Origin of the sequence: Streptomyces zaehneri (genome assembly GCF_032248645.1) — a bacterium.
GTDB lineage: Bacteria > Actinomycetota > Actinomycetes > Streptomycetales > Streptomycetaceae > Streptomyces > Streptomyces coriariae.
Genome location: NZ_JASTTJ010000026.1, coordinates 16,147 through 38,440, shown reverse-complemented (window position 1 = coordinate 38,440; position 22,294 = coordinate 16,147). Strand labels below are relative to the sequence as shown.

The following is a 22,294-nucleotide window of genomic DNA, read 5'->3' as shown; positions in this document are numbered from 1 at the left end:
ATGAAGACGACCGAAACCCCCGCGCCTCCGCCGGCCGAGTCCGGCTCGGCTGTTCCTGTCACGAAGGTCGACCTGGCCGCCAAGAAACCGCCTACGAAGAAGAAAACGGAAGGAAACGTCCTCAACGCCTTCTCGCACGGCATCCTGGTCATTTGGGCGATCATGGTCGTACTGCCTTTGCTGTGGGCGGTGATGACCTCCTTCAAGGACGACAGCTCCATCTTCGGTTCACCCTGGTCTCTGCCGGACAGGCTGCACTTCGACAACTGGTCACGGGCCTGGACCGAGGCCAACATGGGCGACTACTTCCTCAACACCATTCTGGTGGTGGGCGGTTCACTCGTCGGGACGCTGGTCCTCGGCTCCATGGCGGCCTACGTCCTCGCGCGTTTCGACTTCCCGGGCAACCGTTTCATCTACTACCTCTTCATCGGCGGCATGAGCTTCCCGATCATGCTGGCGCTGGTCCCGTTGTTCTACGTCGTGAACAACATGGGCCTGCTCAACTCCATCCACGGCCTGATCCTCGTCTACATCGCCTACTCGCTGCCGTTCACGGTGTTCTTCCTGACGGCCTTCTTCCGCACGCTGCCGACCTCGGTGGCGGAGGCGGCCTTCGTGGACGGCGCCTCACACAGCCGTACGTTCTTCCAGATCATGGTGCCGATGGCCAAGCCGGGCCTGATCAGCGTCGGTATCTTCAACTTCCTGGGCCAGTGGAACCAGTACATGCTGCCCACGGTCCTCAACACCGATCCGGACAAACGCGTCCTCACCCAGGGACTGGTCCAACTGGCCGTGAGCCAGGGCTACAAGGGTGACTGGTCGGGGCTCTTCGCGGGCCTCGTGATGGCGATGCTGCCGGTACTCGCCGCATACATCGTCTTCCAGCGGCAGGTGGTGCAGGGGCTGACCGCGGGGGCGCTCAAGTAGGAGCGCGGAAGCAGGAGCGCGTCCGGAGGGCGGCCGGCGCCCGCGTCGAGACACCCCCTCAGGTCTGCGCGGCCGCCCGCTGCACGGCCGCCCGCTGCACGGAACCGCCCGCGCAGACCCGGCCAGACCCGGCCGCTACGGTTTGCCGTCGCTCCTGCCCCTCCCGCCGCGGTTTCGACGCGAGCCCGCGCCCCCTGACTCTTTGCCGGGCATCGGCTTCCGCCCCGGCTCCGGGTCGGCGCGGCCCGCGAGCTTCGATCTCGATCGTGGCTGCGGGCCGCGGCATACGGGTCGGCGGCAGAAGATGAGACGAAACCGGCTTCGCCTTCATTACCTGGCCCCCTGGCGTCCACCGTCACACCCACCGGGCCGCCTTCCCCAGGCGCTCACCGGGAGCCCACGCAGCGCTCACGCCGTCCCACCCCCTGTCACCACCTGTTCCCAAGCCGACCCCGCCCCGGTCGAGGCCCTGGTCGCAACGCCCCGCAGCCGCTCCCGTACGCCCCGCAACCCCGGATCCGCCACCCTCCGTGTCGCTTCGCACGCATGCGGATACTGTTCAACCTCTTGACGGGAGGCGACCCGAACGGCTCAGCTTAGAGTTCACTAGTTGGACATAGACGGGGCCTCATCGAAGCGGTCCCGCGCGCAGGAGGTCGTCGTGGAGACTCCGGGGTCGCAGTCGTCGCTGCACCGAGCCAACCTGGAGCGAGTCGTACGCGCCGTGCGTCTGGCCGGGTCCCTGACACAAGCGGAGATCGCCCGGAGCACGGGCCTGTCCGCCGCGACCGTCTCCAACATCGTGCGCGAGCTCAAGGACGGCGGAACCGTCGAGGTGACGCCCACCTCGGCCGGCGGGCGCAGGGCGCGCAGCGTCAGTCTGAGCGGCGACGCGGGCATCGTCATCGGGGTGGATTTCGGACATACCCACCTGCGTGTCGCGGTGGGCAATCTGGCCCACCAGGTCCTGGCCGAGGAGTCCGAGCCGCTGGATGTGGACGCCTCCTCGACGCAGGGCTTCGACCGGGCGGAACAGCTGGTCACCCGGCTGATCGAGGCCACCGGGGTGGACCGTACGAAGGTCGCGGGAGTCGGTCTCGGCGTGCCCGGGCCGATCGATCTGGAGTCCGGATCGCTCGGTTCGTCCGCCATCCTGCCCGGCTGGATCGGCACCAGACCGGCCGAGGAGATGAAGGACCGGCTCGGCGTGCCCGTGCACGTGGACAACGACGCCAACCTGGGCGCCCTCGGCGAGATGGTCTGGGGCAGCGGCCGAGGTGTTCGTGATCTTGCTTACATCAAGGTCGCGAGCGGTGTCGGCGCCGGCCTGGTGATCGAGGGGAAGATCTACCGGGGGCCCGGTGGCACTGCGGGAGAAATCGGACATATTACACTTGACGAGTCCGGCCCCGTCTGCCGCTGCGGAAACCGCGGCTGCCTGGAGACCTTCGCGGCGGCGCGCTACGTGCTCCCGCTCCTCCAGTCCAGCCACGGCACGGATCTGACGATGGAAGGCGTCGTGCGGCTGGCGAGGGACGGTGATCCGGGCTGCCGTCGGGTGATCGCCGACGTCGGCCGACACATCGGCAGTGGAGTCGCCAATCTCTGCAACCTGCTGAACCCGAGCCGGGTGGTGCTGGGCGGTGATCTCGCCGAAGCCGGTGAGCTGGTGCTCGGGCCGATCAGGGAGTCTGTCGGCCGCTACGCGATCCCGAGTGCGGCGCGCCAACTTTCCGTTCTCCCAGGGGCACTTGGGGGCCGCGCGGAGGTGCTCGGAGCGCTCGCTCTCGCACTCAGCGAGATGGGCGATTCAACCCTTTTGGACGGCACGCTGACCGCGGCGACACCTGTCTTCACTTAGAGAACGAATGAGGCCGTTGCCATCTCGTTAAGTATTTACTTCTTGACGTCGAACTTGCGGCCGAGTTGACTTCGAGCCACCTCGGCCGCAGCGTTGCGGCCCTGTCAGGGAGGCACACCCCAATGAACGCAACGATGCGTAGAGTCGTGATCGGCGCCACCGCCGTGTCCATGGCGCTGTCGATTGCCGCGTGCGGCAAGGCGGGCGACGACAAGGACAGCGACTCCGGCAGCAGCAGCTCGGGCAACAAGTCCATCGGCCTGCTGCTCCCCGACAGCGTCACCGCGCGGTACGAGAAGTTCGACAAGCCGTACTTCGACGCCAAGGTCAAGGCGCTCTGCTCCGACTGCAAGCTCGAGTACGCGAACGCCGCGGCCGACTCGGCCAAGCAGGCCCAGCAGGTCAGCAGCATGGTGACCAAGGGTGTCAAGGTCATCGTGATCTCCGCCCAGGACTCCGCCGCGATCAAGTCCTCGATCCAGTCCGCGGTGGACAAGGGCGTCAAGGTCGTCGCGTACGACCGCCTCGCCCAGGGCCCCGTCTCGGCCTACGTCTCCTTCGACAACGTCAAGGTCGGCGAGCTCCAGGGCCAGGCCCTGCTCGACTCCCTCGGCGCCAAGGCCACGCCCAAGGCGAAGGTCGTCATGATCAACGGTGACGACGCCGACCCGAACGCCGGCCAGTTCAAGGAAGGCGCGCACAAGGCCCTCGACGGCAAGGTCGACATCGCCTACGAGCAGTCCGGCCTCTGGAAGGACACGGTCGCCGCGCAGAAGATGTCCGCGGCCATCACCCAGCTCGGCGCCAAGAACATCGCGGGCGTCTACGCCGCCAACGACGGCATGGCCGGTGGCATCGCCAACACCCTCAAGGGTGCGAAGATCAGCGGCATCCCGCTGACCGGTCAGGACGCGGAGCTCGCGGGTATCCAGCGCATCGTCGCCGGCACCCAGTCCTCCACCGTCTACAAGGCCTTCAAGCCCGAGGCCGAGGCGGCCGCCCAGCTCGCCGTCGACCTGCTGGAGGGCAAGGACATCAAGTCCCTGGCCACCGAGACGCTGACCAGCGGCTCCGGCGACAAGGTCCCCTCGCAGCTGCTGACCCCGGTGTCGGTCACCAAGGCCAACATCAAGGACACGGTGGTCAAGGACGGTCTGTACACCGTCGCCGACATCTGCGCCGGCGAGTACGCCGCCGCCTGCAAGACCGCCGGTCTCCAGTAGCCCAGCCGGTCCAGCCGTAGTCACCCGGTCCCGAGGGCCCCTCTCGAGTCGCATCTCGAGCCGGCCCTCGGGTCCCACCGACCGCCCGGCGGTCCCGTGAGACCTGTCCGACGCCCGCCCCACCTCACACCCCGCTGCCGGGGCGGGCGTCGGACGGAACCGTTGCCAAGCGCAGCGGATTCACGCATGTTCATCTTGTAAACCTCGTGCGTCGGCATGCGTACCCCGCCTGTCGCGCACATCCCTCCGCGCCTGTCTATGAGCGCGGCATCCCCGCCGGTCAGGCGGCGAAGGAGATGGTTCACGTGTCCGCTACGCCCGTGCTGGCGTTGCGCGGAGTCTCCAAGCGATTCGGTGCGGTGCAGGCACTCACCGACGTCGAGCTGGAGGTCCACGCCGGAGAAGTGGTCGCCCTGGTGGGCGACAACGGCGCAGGAAAGTCCACCCTGGTCAAGACGATCGCGGGTGTCCACCCCATCGATGAGGGCGTCATCGAGTGGGAGGGGAAGCCGGTCAGCATCAACCGGCCGCACGACGCGCAGGGACTCGGCGTCGCGACCGTCTACCAGGACCTCGCCCTGTGCGACAACCTCGACGTGGTCGGCAACCTCTACCTCGGACGCGAGCTGCTGCACCGCGGCGTCATCGACGAGGTGACGATGGAGAAGAACGCGCGGGAGCTGCTGTCCACGCTCTCCATCCGCATCCCGAGCGTGCGCATCCCGATCGCCAGCCTCTCCGGCGGTCAGCGCCAGGTCGTCGCCATCGCGCGCGCCCTGATCGGTGAGCCGAAGGTCGTCATCCTCGACGAGCCCACCGCCGCCCTCGGCGTCGAGCAGACGGCGCAGGTCCTCGACCTGGTCGAGCGGCTGCGCGAGCGCAACCTCGGTGTCATCCTCATCAGCCACAACATGGCCGACGTCAAGGCGGTCGCGGACACCGTCGCCGTCCTGCGCCTGGGCAAGAACAACGGCTCCTTCCCCGTGAAGGACACCAGCCACGAAGAGATCATCGCCGCGATCACCGGGGCCACGGACAACGCCGTGACCCGTCGTGCGGGGCGTCGCACCGCGGAGGCGGCAAAGTGAGCGACACGTCCAAGACCGTGAAGAGCGACTCCTCGGAGCCCCGGAAGGTCGGGAAGACCGGGGGCGTCATCGAGGACCAGACCACCGTCGCCCCCGCCGACGACCCGACGGCAGCGCCGGTTTCCGTCGTCGACCCGCGCCTGCTGGTGCGGGAAGAGGGCTTCAAGGGCTACATCACCGAGTTCAAGCGCAAGGTCAAGGGCGGCGAACTCGGCCAGATCCCGGTCGTCATCGGCCTGATCGTCATCTGGACGATCTTCCAGGTGAAGAACGACCTGTTCCTGAGCGCGGACAACCTCTCGAACATCAGCTACTTCATGTCGGCCACCGGCATGCTGGCCATCGGCCTGGTGTTCGTCCTGCTGCTGGGCGAGATCGACCTGTCGGTCGGTTCCGTCAGTGGTCTGGCGTCCACGCTGTTCGCCGTGTTCGTGGTGGACCACACCATGAACCCCTGGCTGTCGCTGACCCTGACGGTCCTCACCGGTGCCGTCATCGGCGCACTGCAGGGCTGGTTCTTCGCGAAGATCGGCGTACCGGCCTTCGTGGTCACCCTGGCCGGCTTCCTCGGCTGGAACGGTCTGATGCTGTGGCTGCTGGGCTCCAGCGGCACGATCAACATCCCGTCGGACTCCGGCCCGGTGCACCTGCTCGGCCAGAACTCCTTCTTCATGGACCAGGCCATCATCGGCGCCTACCTGCTGGCCGGTCTCGCGGTCGTGCTGACCGCCGTCGGCAACTTCGGTGAGCAGCGTCGCCGCCGGGCCGCCGGTGTGCCGTTCCGGCCGACCACGGAGATCCTGCTGCGCGTCGGCGCGCTGGCCGTCGCGTCCTTCCTGGCGGCGAGCGTGCTGAACAACGCCTCCGGTGTCTCCAACGCGCTGGTGATCTTCCTGGCCGCGCTGGTGATCGTCGACTTCGTGCTCCGTCGCACCACGTACGGCCGTAAGGTCTTCGCGGTCGGCGGCGGCATCGAGGCGGCGCGTCGTGCCGGCATCAACGTGCCGATGGTCCGCATCACCGTGTTCGCCATCTCCGGTGGCTTCGCGGCGGTCGGCGGCATGTTCTTCGCGGGTCAGACGGCGTCCGCGACGCTGAACGCCGGTGGCGGCAACACCCTGATGCTCGCCATCGCGGCGGCGGTCATCGGTGGTACGAGCCTCTTCGGCGGCCGCGGCACGGTGTGGTCCGCCCTCCTGGGCATGCTGGTCATCCAGTCCATCCAGACCGGCCTCGACCTGCTGAACATGAACACCTCGATCCAGTACATGATCACCGGTGGTGTTCTGCTGGGCGCGGTCGTCATCGACTCCATCTCCCGCAAGAGCCAGAAGGCCGCCGGTCGCGGCTGACGCTCCGTGTGACCCGCTGTGCCCGGCATCCGTATCGATGCCGGGCACAGTCGTGTCATAGGAAAGGCTCATTCTGGGTACGGCCGTTCGCGTGACCTATGACGCATGGGCCGGAGTCGATCCGCCCGGGCGGAACATTAGACTCGACAAGCCCGGCAACAGCTCGATCAGCTTTTACTGCAAGGAGGCACGGGTGCCGCTGCTGACCCGCATCAGGGGACCGCGCGATCTGGACCGGCTCAGCCTGGAGGAGCTGGACCAGCTGGCAGGGGAGATCCGGACCTTCCTCGTCGACGCCGTCTCCAAGACCGGTGGCCACCTCGGCCCCAACCTCGGCGTGGTCGAGCTCACGATCGCCCTGCACCGGGTCTTCGAGTCCCCGAAGGACAAGGTGCTCTGGGACACGGGCCACCAGTCCTATGTCCACAAGCTGCTCACGGGCCGGCAGGACTTCTCCCGGCTGAAGATGAAGGGCGGCCTGTCCGGCTACCCCTCGCAGGCCGAGTCCGAGCACGACGTCATCGAGAACAGCCACGCCTCCACGGTGCTCGGCTGGGCCGACGGCCTCGCGAAGGCCAACCAGATCCTCGACCGCGACGACCACGTCGTCGCCGTCATCGGTGACGGCGCCCTCACCGGCGGCATGGCCTGGGAGGCGCTGAACAACATCGCCGACGGGGACCGCCCGCTGGTCATCGTCGTCAACGACAACGAGCGCTCGTACGCGCCGACCATCGGCGGCCTGGCCAACCACCTCGCCACCCTGCGCACGACGGACGGCTACGAGCGCTTCCTCGCCCGCACCAAGGAGGTGCTGGAGCGCACCCCCGTCGTCGGCAGACCCCTCTACGAGACGCTGCACGGCGCCAAGAAGGGCCTGAAGGACTTCATCGCCCCCCAGGGCATGTTCGAGGACCTCGGCCTGAAGTACGTCGGCCCGATCGACGGCCACGACATCGAGGCCCTGGAGTCCGCGCTGGCCCGCGCCAAGCGCTTCGGCGGCCCGGTCATCGTGCACTGCCTCACCGAGAAGGGCCGCGGCTACCAGCCCGCCCTCCAGGACGAGGCCGACCGCTTCCACGGCATCGGCCCCATCCACCCCGACACCGGTCTGCCGGTCAAGGCATCGGGCGCCGACTGGACCTCGGTCTTCGGCGACGAGATGGTCGAGCTCGGCAAGGAGCGCGAGGACATCGTCGCGATCACGGCGGCGATGCTTCAGCCGGTCGGACTGAAGAAGTTCGCGGACACCTTCCCGAACCGCATCTACGACGTCGGCATCGCCGAGCAGCACGCCGCGGTCTCCGCCGCGGGCCTGGCGGCGGGCGGGGTGCATCCGGTGTTCGCGGTGTACGCCACATTCCTCAATCGTGCCTTCGACCAGGTCCTGATGGATGTCGCCCTCCACAAGTGCGGTGTGACGTTCGTACTGGACCGGGCCGGGGTGACCGGCACCGACGGCGCCTCCCACAACGGCATGTGGGACATGTCGATCCTCCAGGTCGTCCCGGGCCTGCGACTCGCGGCCCCCCGCGACGCCGACCAGGTCCGCGCCCAGCTGCGCGAGGCGGTCGAGGTCGAGGACGCGCCGACCGTCGTCCGCTTCTCCAAGGGCGCCGTGGGCCCCGCCGTACCCGCCGTGGGACGCGTCGGCGGCATGGACGTGCTCCGCGAGAGCGGCACCGACACCCCGGACGTGCTGCTGGTCTCCGTCGGCGCCCTCGCGCCGATGTGCCTGGAGATCGCGACCCTCCTCGACCGGCAGGGCATCACCACCACGGTCGTCGACCCGCGCTGGGTCAAGCCCGTCGACGAGGCCATGGCCCCGCTCGCCGAGCGGCACCGCGTGGTCGTCACCGTCGAGGACAACTCCCGTGTCGCAGGCGTCGGCTCGGCGATCGCGCAGGCCCTGCGCGACGCGGGCGTCGACGTCCCGCTGCGCGACTTCGGCATCCCGCCCCGTTTCCTCGACCACGCCTCCCGTGCCGAGGTCATGGCCGAGATCGGGCTGACCGCCCCCGACATCGCCCGTCAGGTCACCGGCCTGGTCTCCAGGCTCGACGGAAAGTACGGCAGCACGGCCGCCGAGGTCGACTCCGTGGAGTCCGCGCGCGACTGACGCCGACGCGATCGACGTCGTCCCGGCCACGCCGACACACCCGGATGGGCCGGTTTCACCACTGTGAAGAGTGGTGAAACCGGCCCATTCGCGTTAACCCGCCCGCGTCGGGGCATACGGTCTACGCCCCCTCTCGATCATGTCGAGGACGACACAGCGTGGGAGGTCCCCGTGAGCAGCACCCTCTTCCGGACGAAGAAGGTCGAGCAGTCCATCCTCGATACCGAGGAACCCGAGCACGCGCTCAAGAAATCCTTGTCCGCGCTCGATCTCACCGTCTTCGGCGTCGGCGTCATCATCGGCACCGGCATCTTCGTCCTGACCGGCACGGTGGCCAAGAACAACGCCGGTCCCGCCGTCGCCCTGGCCTTCGTCGCGGCCGGGGTGGCCTGCGCGCTCGCCGCGCTCTGCTACGCCGAGTTCGCCTCGACCGTGCCGGTGGCCGGCTCGGCGTACACCTTCTCGTACGCATCCCTCGGGGAGCTTCCCGCCTGGATCATCGGCTGGGACCTGGTCCTGGAGTTCGCGCTCGGCACGGCGGTGGTGGCCGTCGGCTGGTCGGGGTACATCGCCTCGCTGCTCGACAACGCGGGCTGGCACCTGCCGGCGGCGCTCAGCGGCAGAGAGGGAGCCGACGGCTTCGGCTTCGACATCCTCGCCGCCGCCCTGGTCCTGGTGCTGACGGCCATCCTCGTGATCGGCACGAAGCTCTCCGCGCGGGTCACCACCGTCGTGGTCGCCATCAAGGTGACCGTCGTCCTGACCGTGATCATCGCGGGCGCCTTCCTCATCGACGGCAAGAACTACGACCCGTTCGTCCCGAAGGCGCAGCCCGTGCCGGCCGGCGACAGCCTGCAGTCCCCGCTCATCCAGCTGATGTTCGGCTGGGCGCCGTCCAACTTCGGTGTGATGGGCATCTTCACCGCCGCCTCCGTGGTCTTCTTCGCGTTCATCGGCTTCGACGTCGTCGCCACGGCCGCCGAGGAGACCAAGAACCCGCAGCGCGACATGCCCCGCGGCATCATCGGCTCGCTGATCATCTGCACGGTCCTGTACGTCGCCGTGTCGATCGTCGTCACCGGCATGCAGCACTACACGAAGCTGTCCGTGAGCGCCCCGCTCGCCGACGCCTTCAAGGCCACCGGGCATCCCTGGTTCGCGGGCTTCATCAGCTTCGGCGCCGCCGTGGGCCTGACGACGGTCTGCATGATCCTGCTCCTCGGCCAGACCCGGGTCTTCTTCGCGATGAGCCGTGACGGACTGCTGCCGCGCTTCTTCTCCCACGTCCACCCGCGGTTCAAGACCCCGCACCGGCCGACCATCCTGCTCGGCGTCCTGATCGCGATCCTGGCCGGCTTCACCAGCCTCAGCGAGCTGGCCGAGCTGGTGAACATCGGCACCCTGTTCGCCTTCGTGGTCGTGGCGATCGGGGTGATCATCCTGCGCAGGTCCCGCCCCGAACTGCCCCGGGCGTTCCGCACCCCGTGGGTGCCGTTCCTGCCGATCCTGTCGGTGTGCGCCTCGCTGTGGCTGATGCTCAACCTGCCCGCCGAGACCTGGCTGCGGTTCGGCATCTGGATGGTCATCGGGTTCGTCGTGTACTTCCTCTACGGCCGCTCGCACAGTCTTCTCGGACGACGCCAGGCGGCATCCGCCGACGGGTCCCACGAGCCGGGCCGCGGCGACACGGCGTAACGGTCGCGCGGGCCTGCCCCGCCCGGTCCACGGGGCCGGCCCGCGCGATCGCACGGGCCGGCTCCGGTGCCGTCCGCCTCAGTCCCGTACCGAGCGCGGGCCGGTCACGTCCGCGCCCAGTTCCGTCACCCGGCGGCGCAGCTCGCGGTCGGCCGTGACGACCAGGCGGGAGCGTTGCGCCGCCCCGGCCACCAGCTCGACGATGCGGTCGTCCCCGCTGCCGGGAGCCGCCTCCACCCGTACGCCGGGCACCGGCTCCACCCCGCGGGCCGCGCCCTCCACGACGAGGACGATCTCCTGGGCCCCGTAGTGCCCCGGCAGCCCGTCGGCGGCCAGCCGGTCGCGCAGCCGCTCCGCGGCCCCGCGCCGGTCCCGCCACCAACCGTCGGGCACCGACCCGACGACGTTCGCGGCGTCGACGATCACGAGCAGCGCGGCGTTGTCGTCCATGGGCCCAGAGTCGCACGGACGGCTCCCCGGGTGTGACCCTCGCGCAGGCGACGTGAAGGGTCCGGCATAAAGTGATCGGGTGAACGGCGACTGGCTCATACGCGGCCGCGACGGGCGGCTCGGTGTCTATCTGGTGTCGGACGACGCCGTCCTGTGCCGGGCGGAACGTACCCCGGGCGGGACCTGGGAGGCCCCACGCAGGGTGGGCGGCGACCAGAAGGTGTACCCGGCTCCGGCCGTCGGCCAGGGCGCCGACGGCTACGCCCACCTGGCGTCCTGGCGGCCCACGGTGAAGGGGGAGGCGGGGCTGGTGCACTCCGCGCACTTCCGGCCGCACCTCTCCGCCCTCGACTGGACACCCATCGGTCATCCCAACAAGAAGGGCGACCGCACCGGCACGCCCGCCGTCGCGGTGGACGCCCAGGGACGGGCGCACGTCTTCGCCCGCAACATCGGCACGGGACTGTGCATGGTCGCCCAGAAGGAGAAGGGCGGCTGGGACCCGTGGCGCGACCTGAAGGGTCAGGGGGTCGAGGGGCCGCCGATCGCGGTGACGGGGGAGTCCGGCCGCGTCCAGGTCTACGCGGCCGTCTCCGGTGGGATCCTGCACTGGCGCCAGGAGGCGCCGGGCACCCAGCCGGTGCTGCAGGAGCCCCTCAAGACACCGGTCAGGCCCCGCACCCTCCGGGCGCTGGCCACCTCCCCGGAGCACACCACCCTCTTCTACACCGACGACTGCGGTGACGTGTGCGCGTGGCGTCCCGGCACCGACCCCGTGCCCGTGCTCGCCGCCGCCGGACCCGGTCCGGTCGCCGCGATCCGTACCGAACTCGACGGTCACGACTGCACGTTGCTCGCCCAGCGCTCCGCGAGCGGCCGGGTCGCCTTCGCGGCGTATCCGACCGAACGGGAGTCGGCCGGCGCCTGGTGGGCCGAGTCGGGCCCCCAACTCCCCGACGACGCCGTGGTGGCGCTCGCCAAGGACCACGAGGACCGGGTGGTCGCGGCGGCCCTGTCCCCGTCGACCGGCCTGCTCCAGCTCACCCGCCGCAAGGACGAGCCCGGCCTGGCCCTGATGGCCTGGCGGACGGTCTGACGCCGAACAGCGCAGGCAGTCGAACGACCCGCCGAGGAAGGCGACCGCCGCGCCGGACGGAAGGCGCGGCTCGCCGGGGCCGGGCAGAGCGACGCAATCGCAGGAAAGAGGGCCTCCGCCGGTGGCGGAGGCCCTCTTCACGTCCGCAGACGCAGGACGGCTACAGCGGTGACGACGGTTACGCCGGAACCGAGGCCACGCCCGGTGCCAGGAACTTCTTGCCGTTCACCCGCTCGGAGACACCCTCGCGGTCCAGGTACGGCGTGATGCCGCCCAGGTGGAAGGGCCAGCCGGCGCCCGTGATCAGGCAGAGGTCGATGTCCTGCGCCTCGGCGACGACACCCTCGTCGAGCATGAGCCCGATCTCCTGCGCCACCGCGTCCAGGACGCGCGCCCGCACCTGCTCCTCGGTCAGGACGGTGTCGCCCTGCTGCAGAAGCGCGGAGACCTCGGGGTCGAGCTCGGGCTTGCCGCTGTCGTAGACGTAGAAACCGCGCTTGCCCGCCTTGACGACGGCCGCGAGGTTCGCGGAGACCGTGAAACGGTCCGGGAACGCCCGGTTGAGTGTTTCCGAGACGTGCAGACCGATCGCCGGACCGACCAGCTCGAGGAGCACCAGCGGGGACATCGGCAGGCCGAGCGGTTCCACCGCCTTTTCCGCCACCTCGACCGGGGTGCCCTCGTCGATGACGTTCTGCACCTCGCCCATGAAACGGGTGAGAATGCGGTTCACGACGAACGCCGGGGCGTCCTTCACCAGAACGGCCGTCTTCTTCAGCTTCTTGGCGACGGCGAAGGCGGTGGCCAGCGAGGCGTCGTCGGTCTGCTCGCCCCGGACGATCTCGAGGAGCGGCAGGATCGCGACCGGGTTGAAGAAGTGGAAGCCCACGACCCGCTCGGGGTTCTTCAGCTTCGACGCCATCTCGGAGACCGACAGCGAGGAGGTGTTCGTGGCGAGGATCGCGTGCGCCGGGGCGACCGCCTCGACCTCCGCGAACACCTGCTGCTTGACGCCGATCTCCTCGAACACGGCCTCGATGATGAAGTCCGCGTCGGCGAAGCCCTCGGCCTTGTCCAGGACACCGCTCACCAGGGCCTTCAGGCGGTTGGCCTTGTCCTGGTTGACGCGGCCCTTGCCGAGCAGCTTCTCGATCTCGGCGTGGACGTAGCCCACACCCTTGTCGACGCGCTCCTGGTCGATGTCGGTCAGCACGACCGGCACCTCGAGACGGCGCAGGAACAGCAGCGCGAGCTGCGAGGCCATCAGGCCGGCGCCCACGACGCCGACCTTGGTGACCGGACGCGCCAGGGACTTGTCCGGGGCGCCGGCCGGGCGCTTGCCACGCTTTTGCACCAGGTTGAACGCGTAGATGCCGGCGCGCAGTTCGCCACCCATGATCAGGTCGGCGAGCGCGACGTCCTCGGCGTCGTAGCCCTGCTGAAGGTCGCCGTTCTTGGCGGCGGCGATGATGTCGAGGGCGCGGTAGGCGGCCGGGGCCGCGCCGTGCACCTTGCCGTCCGCGACGAACCGGCCGCGCGCGACGGCCTGGTCCCAGGCCTCACCGCGGTCGATCACCGGGCGGTCGACGACGATCTCGCCCTTGAGGACGGACGCCGTCCAGAGCAGCGACTGCTCCAGGAAGTCCGCACCCTCGAACAGGGCGTCGGCGATGCCCAGTTCGTAGACCTGCACACCCTTGAGCTGCTTGTTCTGGTTGAGCGAGTTCTCGATGATCACCGAGACGGCCTTGTCGGCGCCGATCAGGTTCGGCAGCAGCGTGCAGCCGCCCCAGCCCGGGACCAGACCGAGGAAGACCTCGGGCAGCGAGAAGGCCGGCAGCGCCGCGGACACCGTGCGGTACTTGCAGTGCAGGCCGACCTCGACGCCGCCGCCCATCGCCGCGCCGTTGTAGTACGCGAAGGTCGGGACCGCGAGGCCGGACAGGCGCTTGAAGACCTCGTGGCCGCCCTTGCCGATGGCGAGCGCGTCCTTGTGCTCCTTGAGGAGCTCGACGCCCTTGAGGTCCGCGCCGACGGCGAAGATGAACGGCTTGCCGGTGACGCCGACACCGACGATCTCGCCGGCCGCCGCCTCCTTCTCGACCTGGTCGATCGCGGAGTCGAGGTTCGCGAGGGACTGCGGGCCGAAGGTGGTCGGCTTGGTGTGGTCGAAACCGTTGTCCAGCGTGATCAGGGCGAAGCGCCCGGCGCCGAACGGCAGGTCCAGGTGACGGACGTGCGCCTGGGTGACGACCTCGTCCGGGAACAGCTCGGCCGCGCCCTTCAGGAGTTCGGTGGTGCTCACTTGTCGCCTCCGGCGGACTCGAAGTGCGGGTTCTCCCAGATGACGGTGGCGCCCATGCCGAAGCCGACACACATGGTGGTCAGGCCGTAGCGGACGTCCGGCTGCTCCTCGAACTGGCGGGCCAGCTGCGTCATCAGACGGACGCCGGAGGAGGCCAGCGGGTGGCCGAAGGCGATCGCGCCGCCGTACTGGTTGACGCGCTCGTCGTCGTCCGCGATGCCGTAGTGGTCGAGGAAGGCCAGCACCTGGACGGCGAAGGCCTCGTTGATCTCGAAGAGACCGATGTCGGAGATGGACAGGCCGGCCTGCGCCAGAGCCTTCTCCGTGGCCGGGATCGGGCCGTAGCCCATGACCTCCGGCTCGACACCCGCGAAGGAGTACGCGACGAGGCGCATCTTGACCGGCAGGCCGTGCTCGCGGGCGAAGTCCTCGGACGCGATGAGGGAAGCGGTTGCACCGTCGTTCAGACCGGCCGCGTTACCGGCCGTTACCCGGCCGTGGACACGGAACGGGGTCTTGAGACCGGAAAGGTTTTCCAGCGTCGTTCCCGGGCGCATCGGCTCGTCGGCGGTGACCAGGCCCCAGCCCGTCTCACCGGCGTCCGGGTTGGTGCGGCGGACCGAGACCGGCACCAGGTCGGCCTGGATCTTGCCGTTCGCGTAGGCCTTGGCGGCCTTCTCCTGCGAGCGCACGGCGTACTCGTCGGCACGCTGCTTGGTGATCTGCGGGTAGCGGTCGTGCAGGTTCTCCGCGGTCATGCCCATGAACAGGGCGGACTCGTCGACCAGCTTCTCGCTGACGAACCGCGGGTTGGGGTCCACGCCCTCGCCCATCGGGTGGCGGCCCATGTGCTCGACACCGCCGGCGATGGCGACGTCGTAGGCGCCGAAGGCGACGGAGCCGGCGACCGCGGTGACGGCCGTCAGAGCGCCCGCGCACATGCGGTCGATGGAGTAGCCGGGTACGGAGGTCGGCAGACCGGCCAGGATGCCGGCGGTACGGCCGAGGGTCAGGCCCTGGTCGCCGATCTGCGTGGTCGCGGCGATGGCGACCTCGTCGATCTTCTTCGGGTCGAGACCGGGGTTGCGGCGCAGCAGCTCCCGGATCGCCTTCACGACGAGGTCGTCGGCCCGGGTCTCGTGGTAGATGCCCTTCGGGCCCGCCTTGCCGAACGGGGTACGGACGCCGTCGACGAAGACGACGTCCCTGACGGTACGAGGCACGATGGCTCTCCTCCAGGTGCGGGATGGCACTGCTGCGACACGCAAGCGCTGAGCGCGCGCTCAGGACCCATGCTACTTGTGGGTAACGTGGCTGCCCAGTCCCGGAGGGCCAAGCGGCGAACGTCACACCCGGGACGGGGTCGAGGTCACCCTCGCGCTCAGCCCCGCGGCGGCGCCGTCGAGCCCCGTGGTGTCAGCACCGGCGTCGGCACCGGATGCGATCCGGGACCCGGCCCGGTGATCACGCCGAACAGCGTCCGCGCCGCCTCCGCGCCGAAACCGTGCACGTCATGGCTCATCGCGGAGAGCGTCGGATGGGTGAGCCGGCACAGCTGGGAGTCGTCCCAGGCGAGGAGCGAGACATCGCCCGGCACACCGAGCCCCATCTCGGCCGCCACGGCCAGTCCGGCCACCGCCATGATGTCGTTGTCGTAAACGATTGCCGTCGGCCGGTCCGCCGGAGCTGCGGTCAGCATCGACCGGGTCGCCCGCGCCCCCGCCTCCCCGGAGTAGTCCGTGGCGACCTGCCACGCCCCGGCCAGCCCCAGCGTCCGCGCCGCCGCGTCGAAGGCAGCGGTCCGCATCACCGTGTGCCCGAGCGCCGCCGCGCCTCCCACCCGTGCGATCCGCCGGTGCCCGAGCGCCGCGAGATAGCGCACCGCCTCCGTCACCGCCGTCGCGTCGTCGGTCCACACGGACGTCAGGCTCCCGGTCAGCGTGGGGTGCCCCACCGCGACCACGGGCATCCCGAGCCGCTCGGCCGCCGCCACCCGGGGATCGTCGGCCCGGAAGTCGACCAGGATCGAGCCGCCGATCTGCCGCCCCCGCCACCAGGACTCCAGGAGCCCCGCCTCCTCCTCCACGGTGCGCACCAGCCTGAGCAGCAGCGAACAGGAGTGCTCGGTCAGCACGCTCTCCACCCCGGAGACGAACTCCATGTAGAACGGCTCCAGGCCCAGCATCCGGGCGGGCCGGCAGATCGCGAGCCCCACCACGTCCACGCGCGAACTCGACAGCGAGCGTGCCGTGAGGTTCGGTTCCCAGCCGAGCTCCCGTGCCGCCGCGAAGATCCGGTCCCGGGTGGCCTCGGACAGTCCCGGCTTGCGGTTGAAGGCGAGCGACACGGCGCCCTTGGACACGCCGGCGCGCGCCGCCACGTCCTTTATGGTGACGCGGGACGACGGGGAGGCTGTCATCGAGCGGGCTCCTGGCAGTACAGCGCGGCCCGGGCGGCGGCGGCATCGGGAGTCTCCCAGCCCTCGACCCCGATGGTCACCCGTTCCCCGGGCAGCAGGGTCACGAGCCCCCGATCGGCCCGAGCCCCCGGCCCCAGCCGGTCGGCCTGGAGCAGCAGATCCCGTACGAGGGTGCGGGCCGTGACCGTGACGCTCCCCGGGGCCACGGTCACCTCGAACTGCGGTCGCGGATAAGGGATTTCACGGTCGGGCGCGGGGAAGTGCGCGGCCCGCAGCCCTTCCTCGCGCGCGGCCTCGCCCGACCCTGGGGACCCCCACGCGTCGGCCACCAGGAACTCCTTCGCCCCGGCCGGCTCCAGGTCCGTCGGCACCCGCACCTCGTCCACCAGCCGCGCTCCGACCGCCAGTTCCACGCTCGCCGTGCCGAGCACCTCCCCCTCCACGGACATCCGCCGCAACGACAGCGTGCCCGCCCATGGCTCGACCGACTGGTTGACGGCGGCCAACACCAGTTCTCCGCCGCGTACTTGGAAGGTGAGCAGGCGGTCCGCGTAGAGCCGCCGCAACTCGTGGTACAGCGGTTTCTCCCGCCCGTCCCCGTCGATGGCGGCCCAGGACGTCACCGGCCAGCAGTCGTTGAGCTGCCAGACGATCGTCCCCGCGCACACCGGCCAGTGCGACCGCCAGTGCTCGATCCCGGTCGCCACGGCGCGCGCCTGGTTGACCTGCGTGAGGTAGTGCCAGCGGTCGAAATCGTCCCGCGGCAGGGCGAAGTGGCGGGCGAGGCCGCGCTCCAGCTTGCCGTTGCCGTCCTCGGCCTTCTGGTGGTGCAGCATGCCGGGGGAGTCCGCCGCGAGTTCCTCGCCGGGCAGCGCCCGCAGCACAGTCGCGTGGGCGGGCGGTGCCTGCCAGCCGAACTCGGCCACGAATCGCGGCACTTCACTTTGGTACTCGGCGTAGTCCTGCCGGTTCCACACGTCCCACGAGTGATGCGTCCCGTGCGCCGGATCATTGGGATGGTGCTCCCACGAACCCGACCACGGGCTTCCCGCCGTGTACGGCCGTGTCGGATCCAGCTCGGCCACGACACGCGGCAGCACACCCAGGTAGTACCCCTCGCCCCAGGAGTCCCCGCCCAGCCGCTCCTCCCAGCCCCAGTCCCTGAACCCCCACAGATTCTCGTTGTTGCCGTTCCACAACACGAGCGACGGATGCGGCATCAGCCGGACGACGTTCTCGCGGGCCTCCGCCTCCACCTCGCCCCGCAACGGCTGTTCCTCGGGGTAGGCCGCGCACGCGAACGGGAAGTCCTGCCACACCAGCAGCCCCAGTTCGTCGCAGGCGTCGTAGAAGTCCTCACTCTCGTAGATGCCGCCGCCCCAGACCCGGACCAGGTCGACGCCGGCGTCGGCCGCCTGTCGCAACCGCTTCCGGTAACGCTCCCGCGTCACCCGGGACGGAAACACGTCGTCCGGGATCCAGTTCACGCCCCGGGCGAAGAGCCGCTCCCCGTTCACCACAAGGGTGAAACCGGTTCCGTGAGCGTCCGCGGAGGTGTCCAGCACGACGCTGCGGAACCCGACGCGCCGCCGCCAGACATCGAGCGGCGCGCTCCCGTGATGCAGGGTCAACTCGACCTCGTACAACGGTTGCCCGCCGTATCCGCGCGGCCACCACAGCTCGGCGTCCGGCACCTCGACGCGCACGACACCGCTGGTGCCCGTCACCTCGGCGCGCGCCGACCGTCCCGCCACCCGGGCCTCCAGCGTGAGCCCGGCCTCCACCCGGGTCCGCTCCACCTCCACCCGCAACTCGACGACCCCGGCACCCTCTTCGACGGTCACCAGCGGGCGCACCCGGGCGAGCCGCGCCGTCGACCAGCGCTCCACCCGCACCGGCCGCCAGATCCCGGCCGTCACCAGGGTGGGCCCCCAGTCCCAGCCGAACGAGCACGCCATCTTGCGCAGGTACTGGTACGGCTCGGTGTAGGGCGACGGACGGTCACCGACCCTGCCGCGCACGGCCTCCGCCTCGGCGTAGGCCGAGACGAACCGGACCGCCAGCGGCCCCTCGAGCCCCGTCACGTCGAAGCGGTACGAGCGGTGCATGTTCCGCACCCGGCCGAGGCGCTGACCGCTCAGGGTGATCTCCGCGACCGTGTCGAGTCCGTCGAAGACCAGGTCGGTCTGCTCGTGTCCGGACGGGCCGGCCGGCAGCTCCCGCTCGTACGTCCACTCGCGCCGCCCCACCCACGCGACCTCCTTCTCTCCCAGGCCGATGAACGGATCCGGGATCACCCCGGCGGCGAGCAGATCGGTGTGCACACAGCCCGGCACCACGGCCGGGAACGGCTTTCCCTCGTGTCGCAGGTGCCATCCGTCGTCGAGCGGTGAGGCCTCCAGCATGCGCACTCCCTAAACCGGTCAAGCCCACAACTGAGCGCCACTTCTTCATCGTTGGCGGGAATCGGACTTTACCGGTTGAGGAAAGCGCTGCCAGAGTGCCGAATCAGCCAACCCGCTCGTGTTCGACCAACCCGCACGTGCTCGTCCGTCCCGAGAACATCCCGAGAACGGAAGTGATGCACATGAACCGCCGTACAGTCACGGTCCTCGCCACGGCCGCCGCAGGCGCCCTGCTGCTCGCGGGCTGCACCGGCACCGGAGGCAGCGCGAAAGGCGCGGACGCCAAGGCGCCCGACGACCCCGCCGAGGTCAGCGGAACCATCACGGTCCTCACCGTGCGCACCGACCTCGTCCAGGACGGCACGATGAAGAAGTACGCCGCCGAGTTCAACAAGACCTATCCCAAGGTCAAGGTGGAGTTCCAGGCCCTCACCAACTACGAGGCCGAGATCAAGATCCGGATGAACACGGACGACTACGGCGACGTCCTGCTGATCCCGGCGGTCATCAAGAAGAACGACTACCCGAAGTTCTTCGCCTCCCTCGGCACCGCCGCCGAGCGCGGCAAGAAGTACCGCTTCACCGACTTCACCACCGTCGACGGCAAGGTCTACGGCCAGAGCCCGGTCGGTGTGATGCCCGGCTTCGTCTACAACAAGCGGGTCTGGAAGGAGGCGGGGGTCACCGAGTGGCCCACCACCCCGGCCGAGTTCCTCGCCGACCTGAAGGCGATCAAGGCGAGGACCGACGCGATCCCCTACTACACCAACTTCGCCGCGCAGTGGCCTCTCACCTCGTGGACGTACGTCGACGGCTCCGTCCACTGCGACCCGCAGGCGACCACGAAGCTCGCGGAGGACGACCCCTGGGCCGAGAACTCCGACCTGCGCGTCGGGGACACCCTGCTGTACGACATCGTCGAGCAGGGCCTCGCCGAGAAGGACCCGACGACCAGCAACTGGGAAGAGTCCAAACCCCGGACGGCCAAGGGCCAGATCGCCACCCAGTGGCTCGGCACCTGGGCGATCATCCAGTTCCAGGACGCCGCGAAGAAGGCCGGCGTGAACCCGGACGACATCGGTTTCATGCCGTTTCCCGCCCAGACGGACGGCACCTTCTGCGCGACGGTCGGCCCCGACTACAACCAGGCCGTGAACGTCCACTCCCCGCACAAGGAGGCGGCCCGCGCCTGGATCGACTGGTTCACCGACAAGTCCGGCTACGACCAGGACAACCTGGCGATCTCCCCGCTCAAGGACGCGCCCATGCCCGAGGTGCTGAAGCCGTACGAGGAGGCCGGCGTCAAGCTCATCGAGCTGGACGACGCGGCGGGCGCGAAGGTCAAGCTGATCGACGACGAGTCCGAGGTCGGCATCTACAAGCCCGAGTACCGCCAGGATCTGGTCGACCTGGCCCGCGGCGCCAAGAAGGGCAGTCTGGACGACTTCCTCGGCGGACTCGGCAAGAAGTGGACCGAGACGCAAGCGACCGTGAGCGACTGATGGCGCACGCGCACACGCACCTCCCGGCGCCCCGCGCCGAGCAGACGAACCCCAAGGCCGCGAAACCGCTGTCGAAACGCGGCGCGCCCGCCCCGGCCCCACGCCGGGCGCGCACCTGGCGGCTGTTGACCCCCTGGCTGTTCCTGCTCGCCCCGCTCGCCCTGCTGATCACCTTCACCTACGCGCCGATCGCCAACATGGTCGCCTACAGCTTCACCGACTGGGACGGCGTGAGCCCCGAACTGCACTACACGGGCGCCGAGAACTACACGGAGATCTTCACCAGGGAGGACCTCTTCCAGGTGTTCTGGGTAAGCGGCTACTACCTGGTTGCCTCGGTGATCCAGATCGTCGCCGCGCTCTACTTCGCGACGATCCTGAGTTTCAGCATCCGTTTCCGGAACTTCTTCAAAGGCGTGCTCTTCTTCCCGTCCCTGGTGAACGGCGTGGCCATCGGTTTCGTCTTCCTCTACTTCTTCCAGGACGGCGGCACCTTCGACACGGTCCTCGGCCTCTTCGGCTATCACACCGACCATGCCTGGCTGGGCACCCCGGCCTCGGCGAACACCTCGCTGGCCGGCGTCTCGATCTGGCGCTACCTCGGCATGAACTTCGTCCTGTTCCTCGGCGCGATCCAGTCGATCCCGGGGGAACTGTACGAGGCGTCCGAACTGGACGGCGCCGGCCGCTGGCACCAGTTCCGCTACGTCATCCTGCCCGGCATCAAGCCGGTGCTGACCCTGACGGTGATCCTGTCCGTCTCCGGTTCCCTCTCGGCCTTCGAGATCCCGTACATCATGACCGGCGGGGCGACCGGTACCGAGACCTTCGTGATCCAGACCGTGAAACTGGCCTTCCAGTTCAACAAGACGGGGCTCGCCTCGGCGGCGGCGGTCGTGCTGCTGCTGATCATCCTGCTGGTGACCTGGGTGCAGCGACGTCTCGTCCCCGACGACAGGGTGGACCTCGTATGACACGCCGTGCCCTGGCCCGTGCCCTCGTGTACCTGTCGCTGATCGCCGCGACGCTGGTCGTCCTGCTCCCGCTGGGCGTCGTACTCCTGACCTCGCTGAAGACCGAGAAGGAGACGGCGAACGGCAGCGGGGCGCTCACACCGCCGCACGACCCGCTCAACTTCCACAACTACGTGACGGCGTTCCAGGACGGCGGCATGCTCACGGCGTTCGGCAACACCGCCTTCATCCTCGTCGTCTCGGTCGGCGGAACCGTGCTCATCGGATCGATGACGGCGTACGCGATCGACCGGTTCACCTTCCGTTTCCGGAAACTGGTGATCGCCCTGTTCCTGGTCGCCGCGCTGGTCCCCGGGGTGACCACCCAGGTGGCCACCTTCCAGATCGTCCACAGCCTCGGCATGTTCGACACCCGCTGGGCCCCGATCGCCCTCTACATGGGTACGGACATCGTCTCGATCTACATTTTCCTGCAGTTCGTGCGGTCGATCCCGATCTCCCTGGACGAGGCCGCCCGCCTCGACGGCGCCAACGCGTTCACGATCTACCGGAAAATCATCTTTCCGCTGCTGAAACCGGCGATCGCGACGGTCGTGATCGTGAAGGGGATCGCCGTCTACAACGACTTCTACATCCCCTTCCTCTACATGCCCTCACAAGATCTTGGCGTGATCTCGACGTCCCTGTTCCGCTTCAAGGGCCCCTACGCCGCCCACTGGGAAACGATCTCGGCAGGAGCGGTGCTGGTCATCCTGCCGACACTGATCGTCTTCCTCGCACTCCAGAAATACATCTACAACGGTTTCATGAGAGGAGCGACGAGGTAACCGCTTGCGCCTCGCACGCCTCCTGCGGCTCGTACTCGGGAACCC

At 69.1% G+C, this 22,294-nt stretch carries 16 protein-coding genes; 11 read left to right on the top strand and 5 right to left on the bottom strand.

Features of this window, described 5'->3' with window-relative positions; all coding sequences use genetic code 11:
- The 7 genes from QQM72_RS33410 to QQM72_RS33380 all read left to right on the top strand — a co-directional run bounded on the left by QQM72_RS33410 (nt 1) and on the right by QQM72_RS33380 (nt 10,271).
- On the top strand, nt 1-933 hold the full coding sequence (locus QQM72_RS33410; protein WP_314224575.1) for a carbohydrate ABC transporter permease: 933 nt from the start codon (nt 1-3) through the stop codon (nt 931-933).
- Between the two features lie 661 nt (nt 934-1,594).
- Complete coding sequence (locus QQM72_RS33405; RefSeq protein ID WP_020125212.1) at nt 1,595-2,794, top strand: ROK family transcriptional regulator; 1,200 nt, start codon at nt 1,595-1,597, stop codon at nt 2,792-2,794.
- A 134-nt stretch (nt 2,795-2,928) separates the two neighbouring features.
- Nucleotides 2,929-4,017, top strand: coding sequence for a sugar ABC transporter substrate-binding protein (locus QQM72_RS33400; RefSeq protein ID WP_314224574.1), 1,089 nt, complete (start codon nt 2,929-2,931; stop codon nt 4,015-4,017).
- 296 nt (nt 4,018-4,313) lie between these two features.
- Nucleotides 4,314-5,105, top strand: coding sequence for an ATP-binding cassette domain-containing protein (locus tag QQM72_RS33395; protein WP_082412952.1), 792 nt, complete (start codon nt 4,314-4,316; stop codon nt 5,103-5,105).
- Nucleotides 5,102-6,457, top strand: coding sequence for an ABC transporter permease subunit (locus QQM72_RS33390; RefSeq protein WP_399079579.1), 1,356 nt, complete (start codon nt 5,102-5,104; stop codon nt 6,455-6,457). The genes QQM72_RS33395 and QQM72_RS33390 overlap by 4 nt, the downstream gene beginning before the upstream one ends.
- Nucleotides 6,458-6,650: 193 nt before the next feature.
- A complete protein-coding gene (gene dxs / locus QQM72_RS33385; RefSeq protein ID WP_314224647.1) occupies nt 6,651-8,576 on the top strand; it encodes a 1-deoxy-D-xylulose-5-phosphate synthase in 1,926 nt (641 codons plus the stop codon).
- 171 nt (nt 8,577-8,747) lie between these two features.
- On the top strand, nt 8,748-10,271 hold the full coding sequence (locus QQM72_RS33380; protein WP_314224573.1) for an amino acid permease: 1,524 nt from the start codon (nt 8,748-8,750) through the stop codon (nt 10,269-10,271).
- A 78-nt stretch (nt 10,272-10,349) separates the two neighbouring features.
- Here the strand turns inward: QQM72_RS33380 and QQM72_RS33375 are convergent, their stop codons facing one another.
- On the bottom strand, nt 10,350-10,721 hold the full coding sequence (locus tag QQM72_RS33375) for an NTP pyrophosphohydrolase (protein ID WP_314224572.1): 372 nt from the start codon (nt 10,719-10,721) through the stop codon (nt 10,350-10,352).
- A 79-nt stretch (nt 10,722-10,800) separates the two neighbouring features.
- Between QQM72_RS33375 and QQM72_RS33370 the strand changes: the two genes are divergently transcribed.
- A complete protein-coding gene (locus QQM72_RS33370) occupies nt 10,801-11,817 on the top strand; it encodes a hypothetical protein (protein WP_314224571.1) in 1,017 nt (338 codons plus the stop codon).
- A 178-nt stretch (nt 11,818-11,995) separates the two neighbouring features.
- On the opposite strand, the gene QQM72_RS33365 is transcribed toward QQM72_RS33370, so the two are convergent.
- The 4 genes from QQM72_RS33365 to QQM72_RS33350 all read right to left on the bottom strand — a co-directional run bounded on the left by QQM72_RS33365 (nt 11,996) and on the right by QQM72_RS33350 (nt 18,946).
- Nucleotides 11,996-14,122: a 3-hydroxyacyl-CoA dehydrogenase NAD-binding domain-containing protein gene (locus QQM72_RS33365; RefSeq protein ID WP_314224570.1), complete on the bottom strand. Its 2,127-nt coding sequence runs from the start codon at nt 14,120-14,122 to the stop codon at nt 11,996-11,998.
- Nucleotides 14,119-15,345: a thiolase family protein gene (locus QQM72_RS33360; protein ID WP_314224569.1), complete on the bottom strand. Its 1,227-nt coding sequence runs from the start codon at nt 15,343-15,345 to the stop codon at nt 14,119-14,121. The genes QQM72_RS33365 and QQM72_RS33360 overlap by 4 nt, the downstream gene beginning before the upstream one ends.
- Nucleotides 15,346-15,503: 158 nt before the next feature.
- On the bottom strand, nt 15,504-16,541 hold the full coding sequence (locus tag QQM72_RS33355) for a LacI family DNA-binding transcriptional regulator (protein ID WP_314224567.1): 1,038 nt from the start codon (nt 16,539-16,541) through the stop codon (nt 15,504-15,506).
- Nucleotides 16,538-18,946 carry a glycoside hydrolase family 2 protein gene (locus QQM72_RS33350; protein WP_314224566.1) on the bottom strand — a complete coding sequence of 803 codons (2,409 nt, stop codon included), beginning with the start codon at nt 18,944-18,946 and terminating at the stop codon, nt 16,538-16,540. Before QQM72_RS33350 ends, QQM72_RS33355 begins: the two co-directional genes overlap by 4 nt.
- A 182-nt stretch (nt 18,947-19,128) precedes the next feature.
- Between QQM72_RS33350 and QQM72_RS33345 the strand changes: the two genes are divergently transcribed.
- Genes QQM72_RS33345 through QQM72_RS33335 form a run of 3 tightly spaced genes read left to right on the top strand, consistent with a single transcriptional unit; the run spans nt 19,129 to nt 22,249 of the window.
- Nucleotides 19,129-20,448 (top strand): ABC transporter substrate-binding protein, encoded by a 1,320-nt coding sequence (locus tag QQM72_RS33345; RefSeq protein WP_314224565.1) that lies wholly within the window; start codon nt 19,129-19,131, stop codon nt 20,446-20,448.
- Complete coding sequence (locus QQM72_RS33340) at nt 20,448-21,422, top strand: carbohydrate ABC transporter permease (RefSeq protein ID WP_314224564.1); 975 nt, start codon at nt 20,448-20,450, stop codon at nt 21,420-21,422. Before QQM72_RS33345 ends, QQM72_RS33340 begins: the two co-directional genes overlap by 1 nt.
- Nucleotides 21,419-22,249: a carbohydrate ABC transporter permease gene (locus tag QQM72_RS33335; protein ID WP_314224563.1), complete on the top strand. Its 831-nt coding sequence runs from the start codon at nt 21,419-21,421 to the stop codon at nt 22,247-22,249. Before QQM72_RS33340 ends, QQM72_RS33335 begins: the two co-directional genes overlap by 4 nt.
- Nucleotides 22,250-22,294 lie beyond the last annotated feature (45 nt).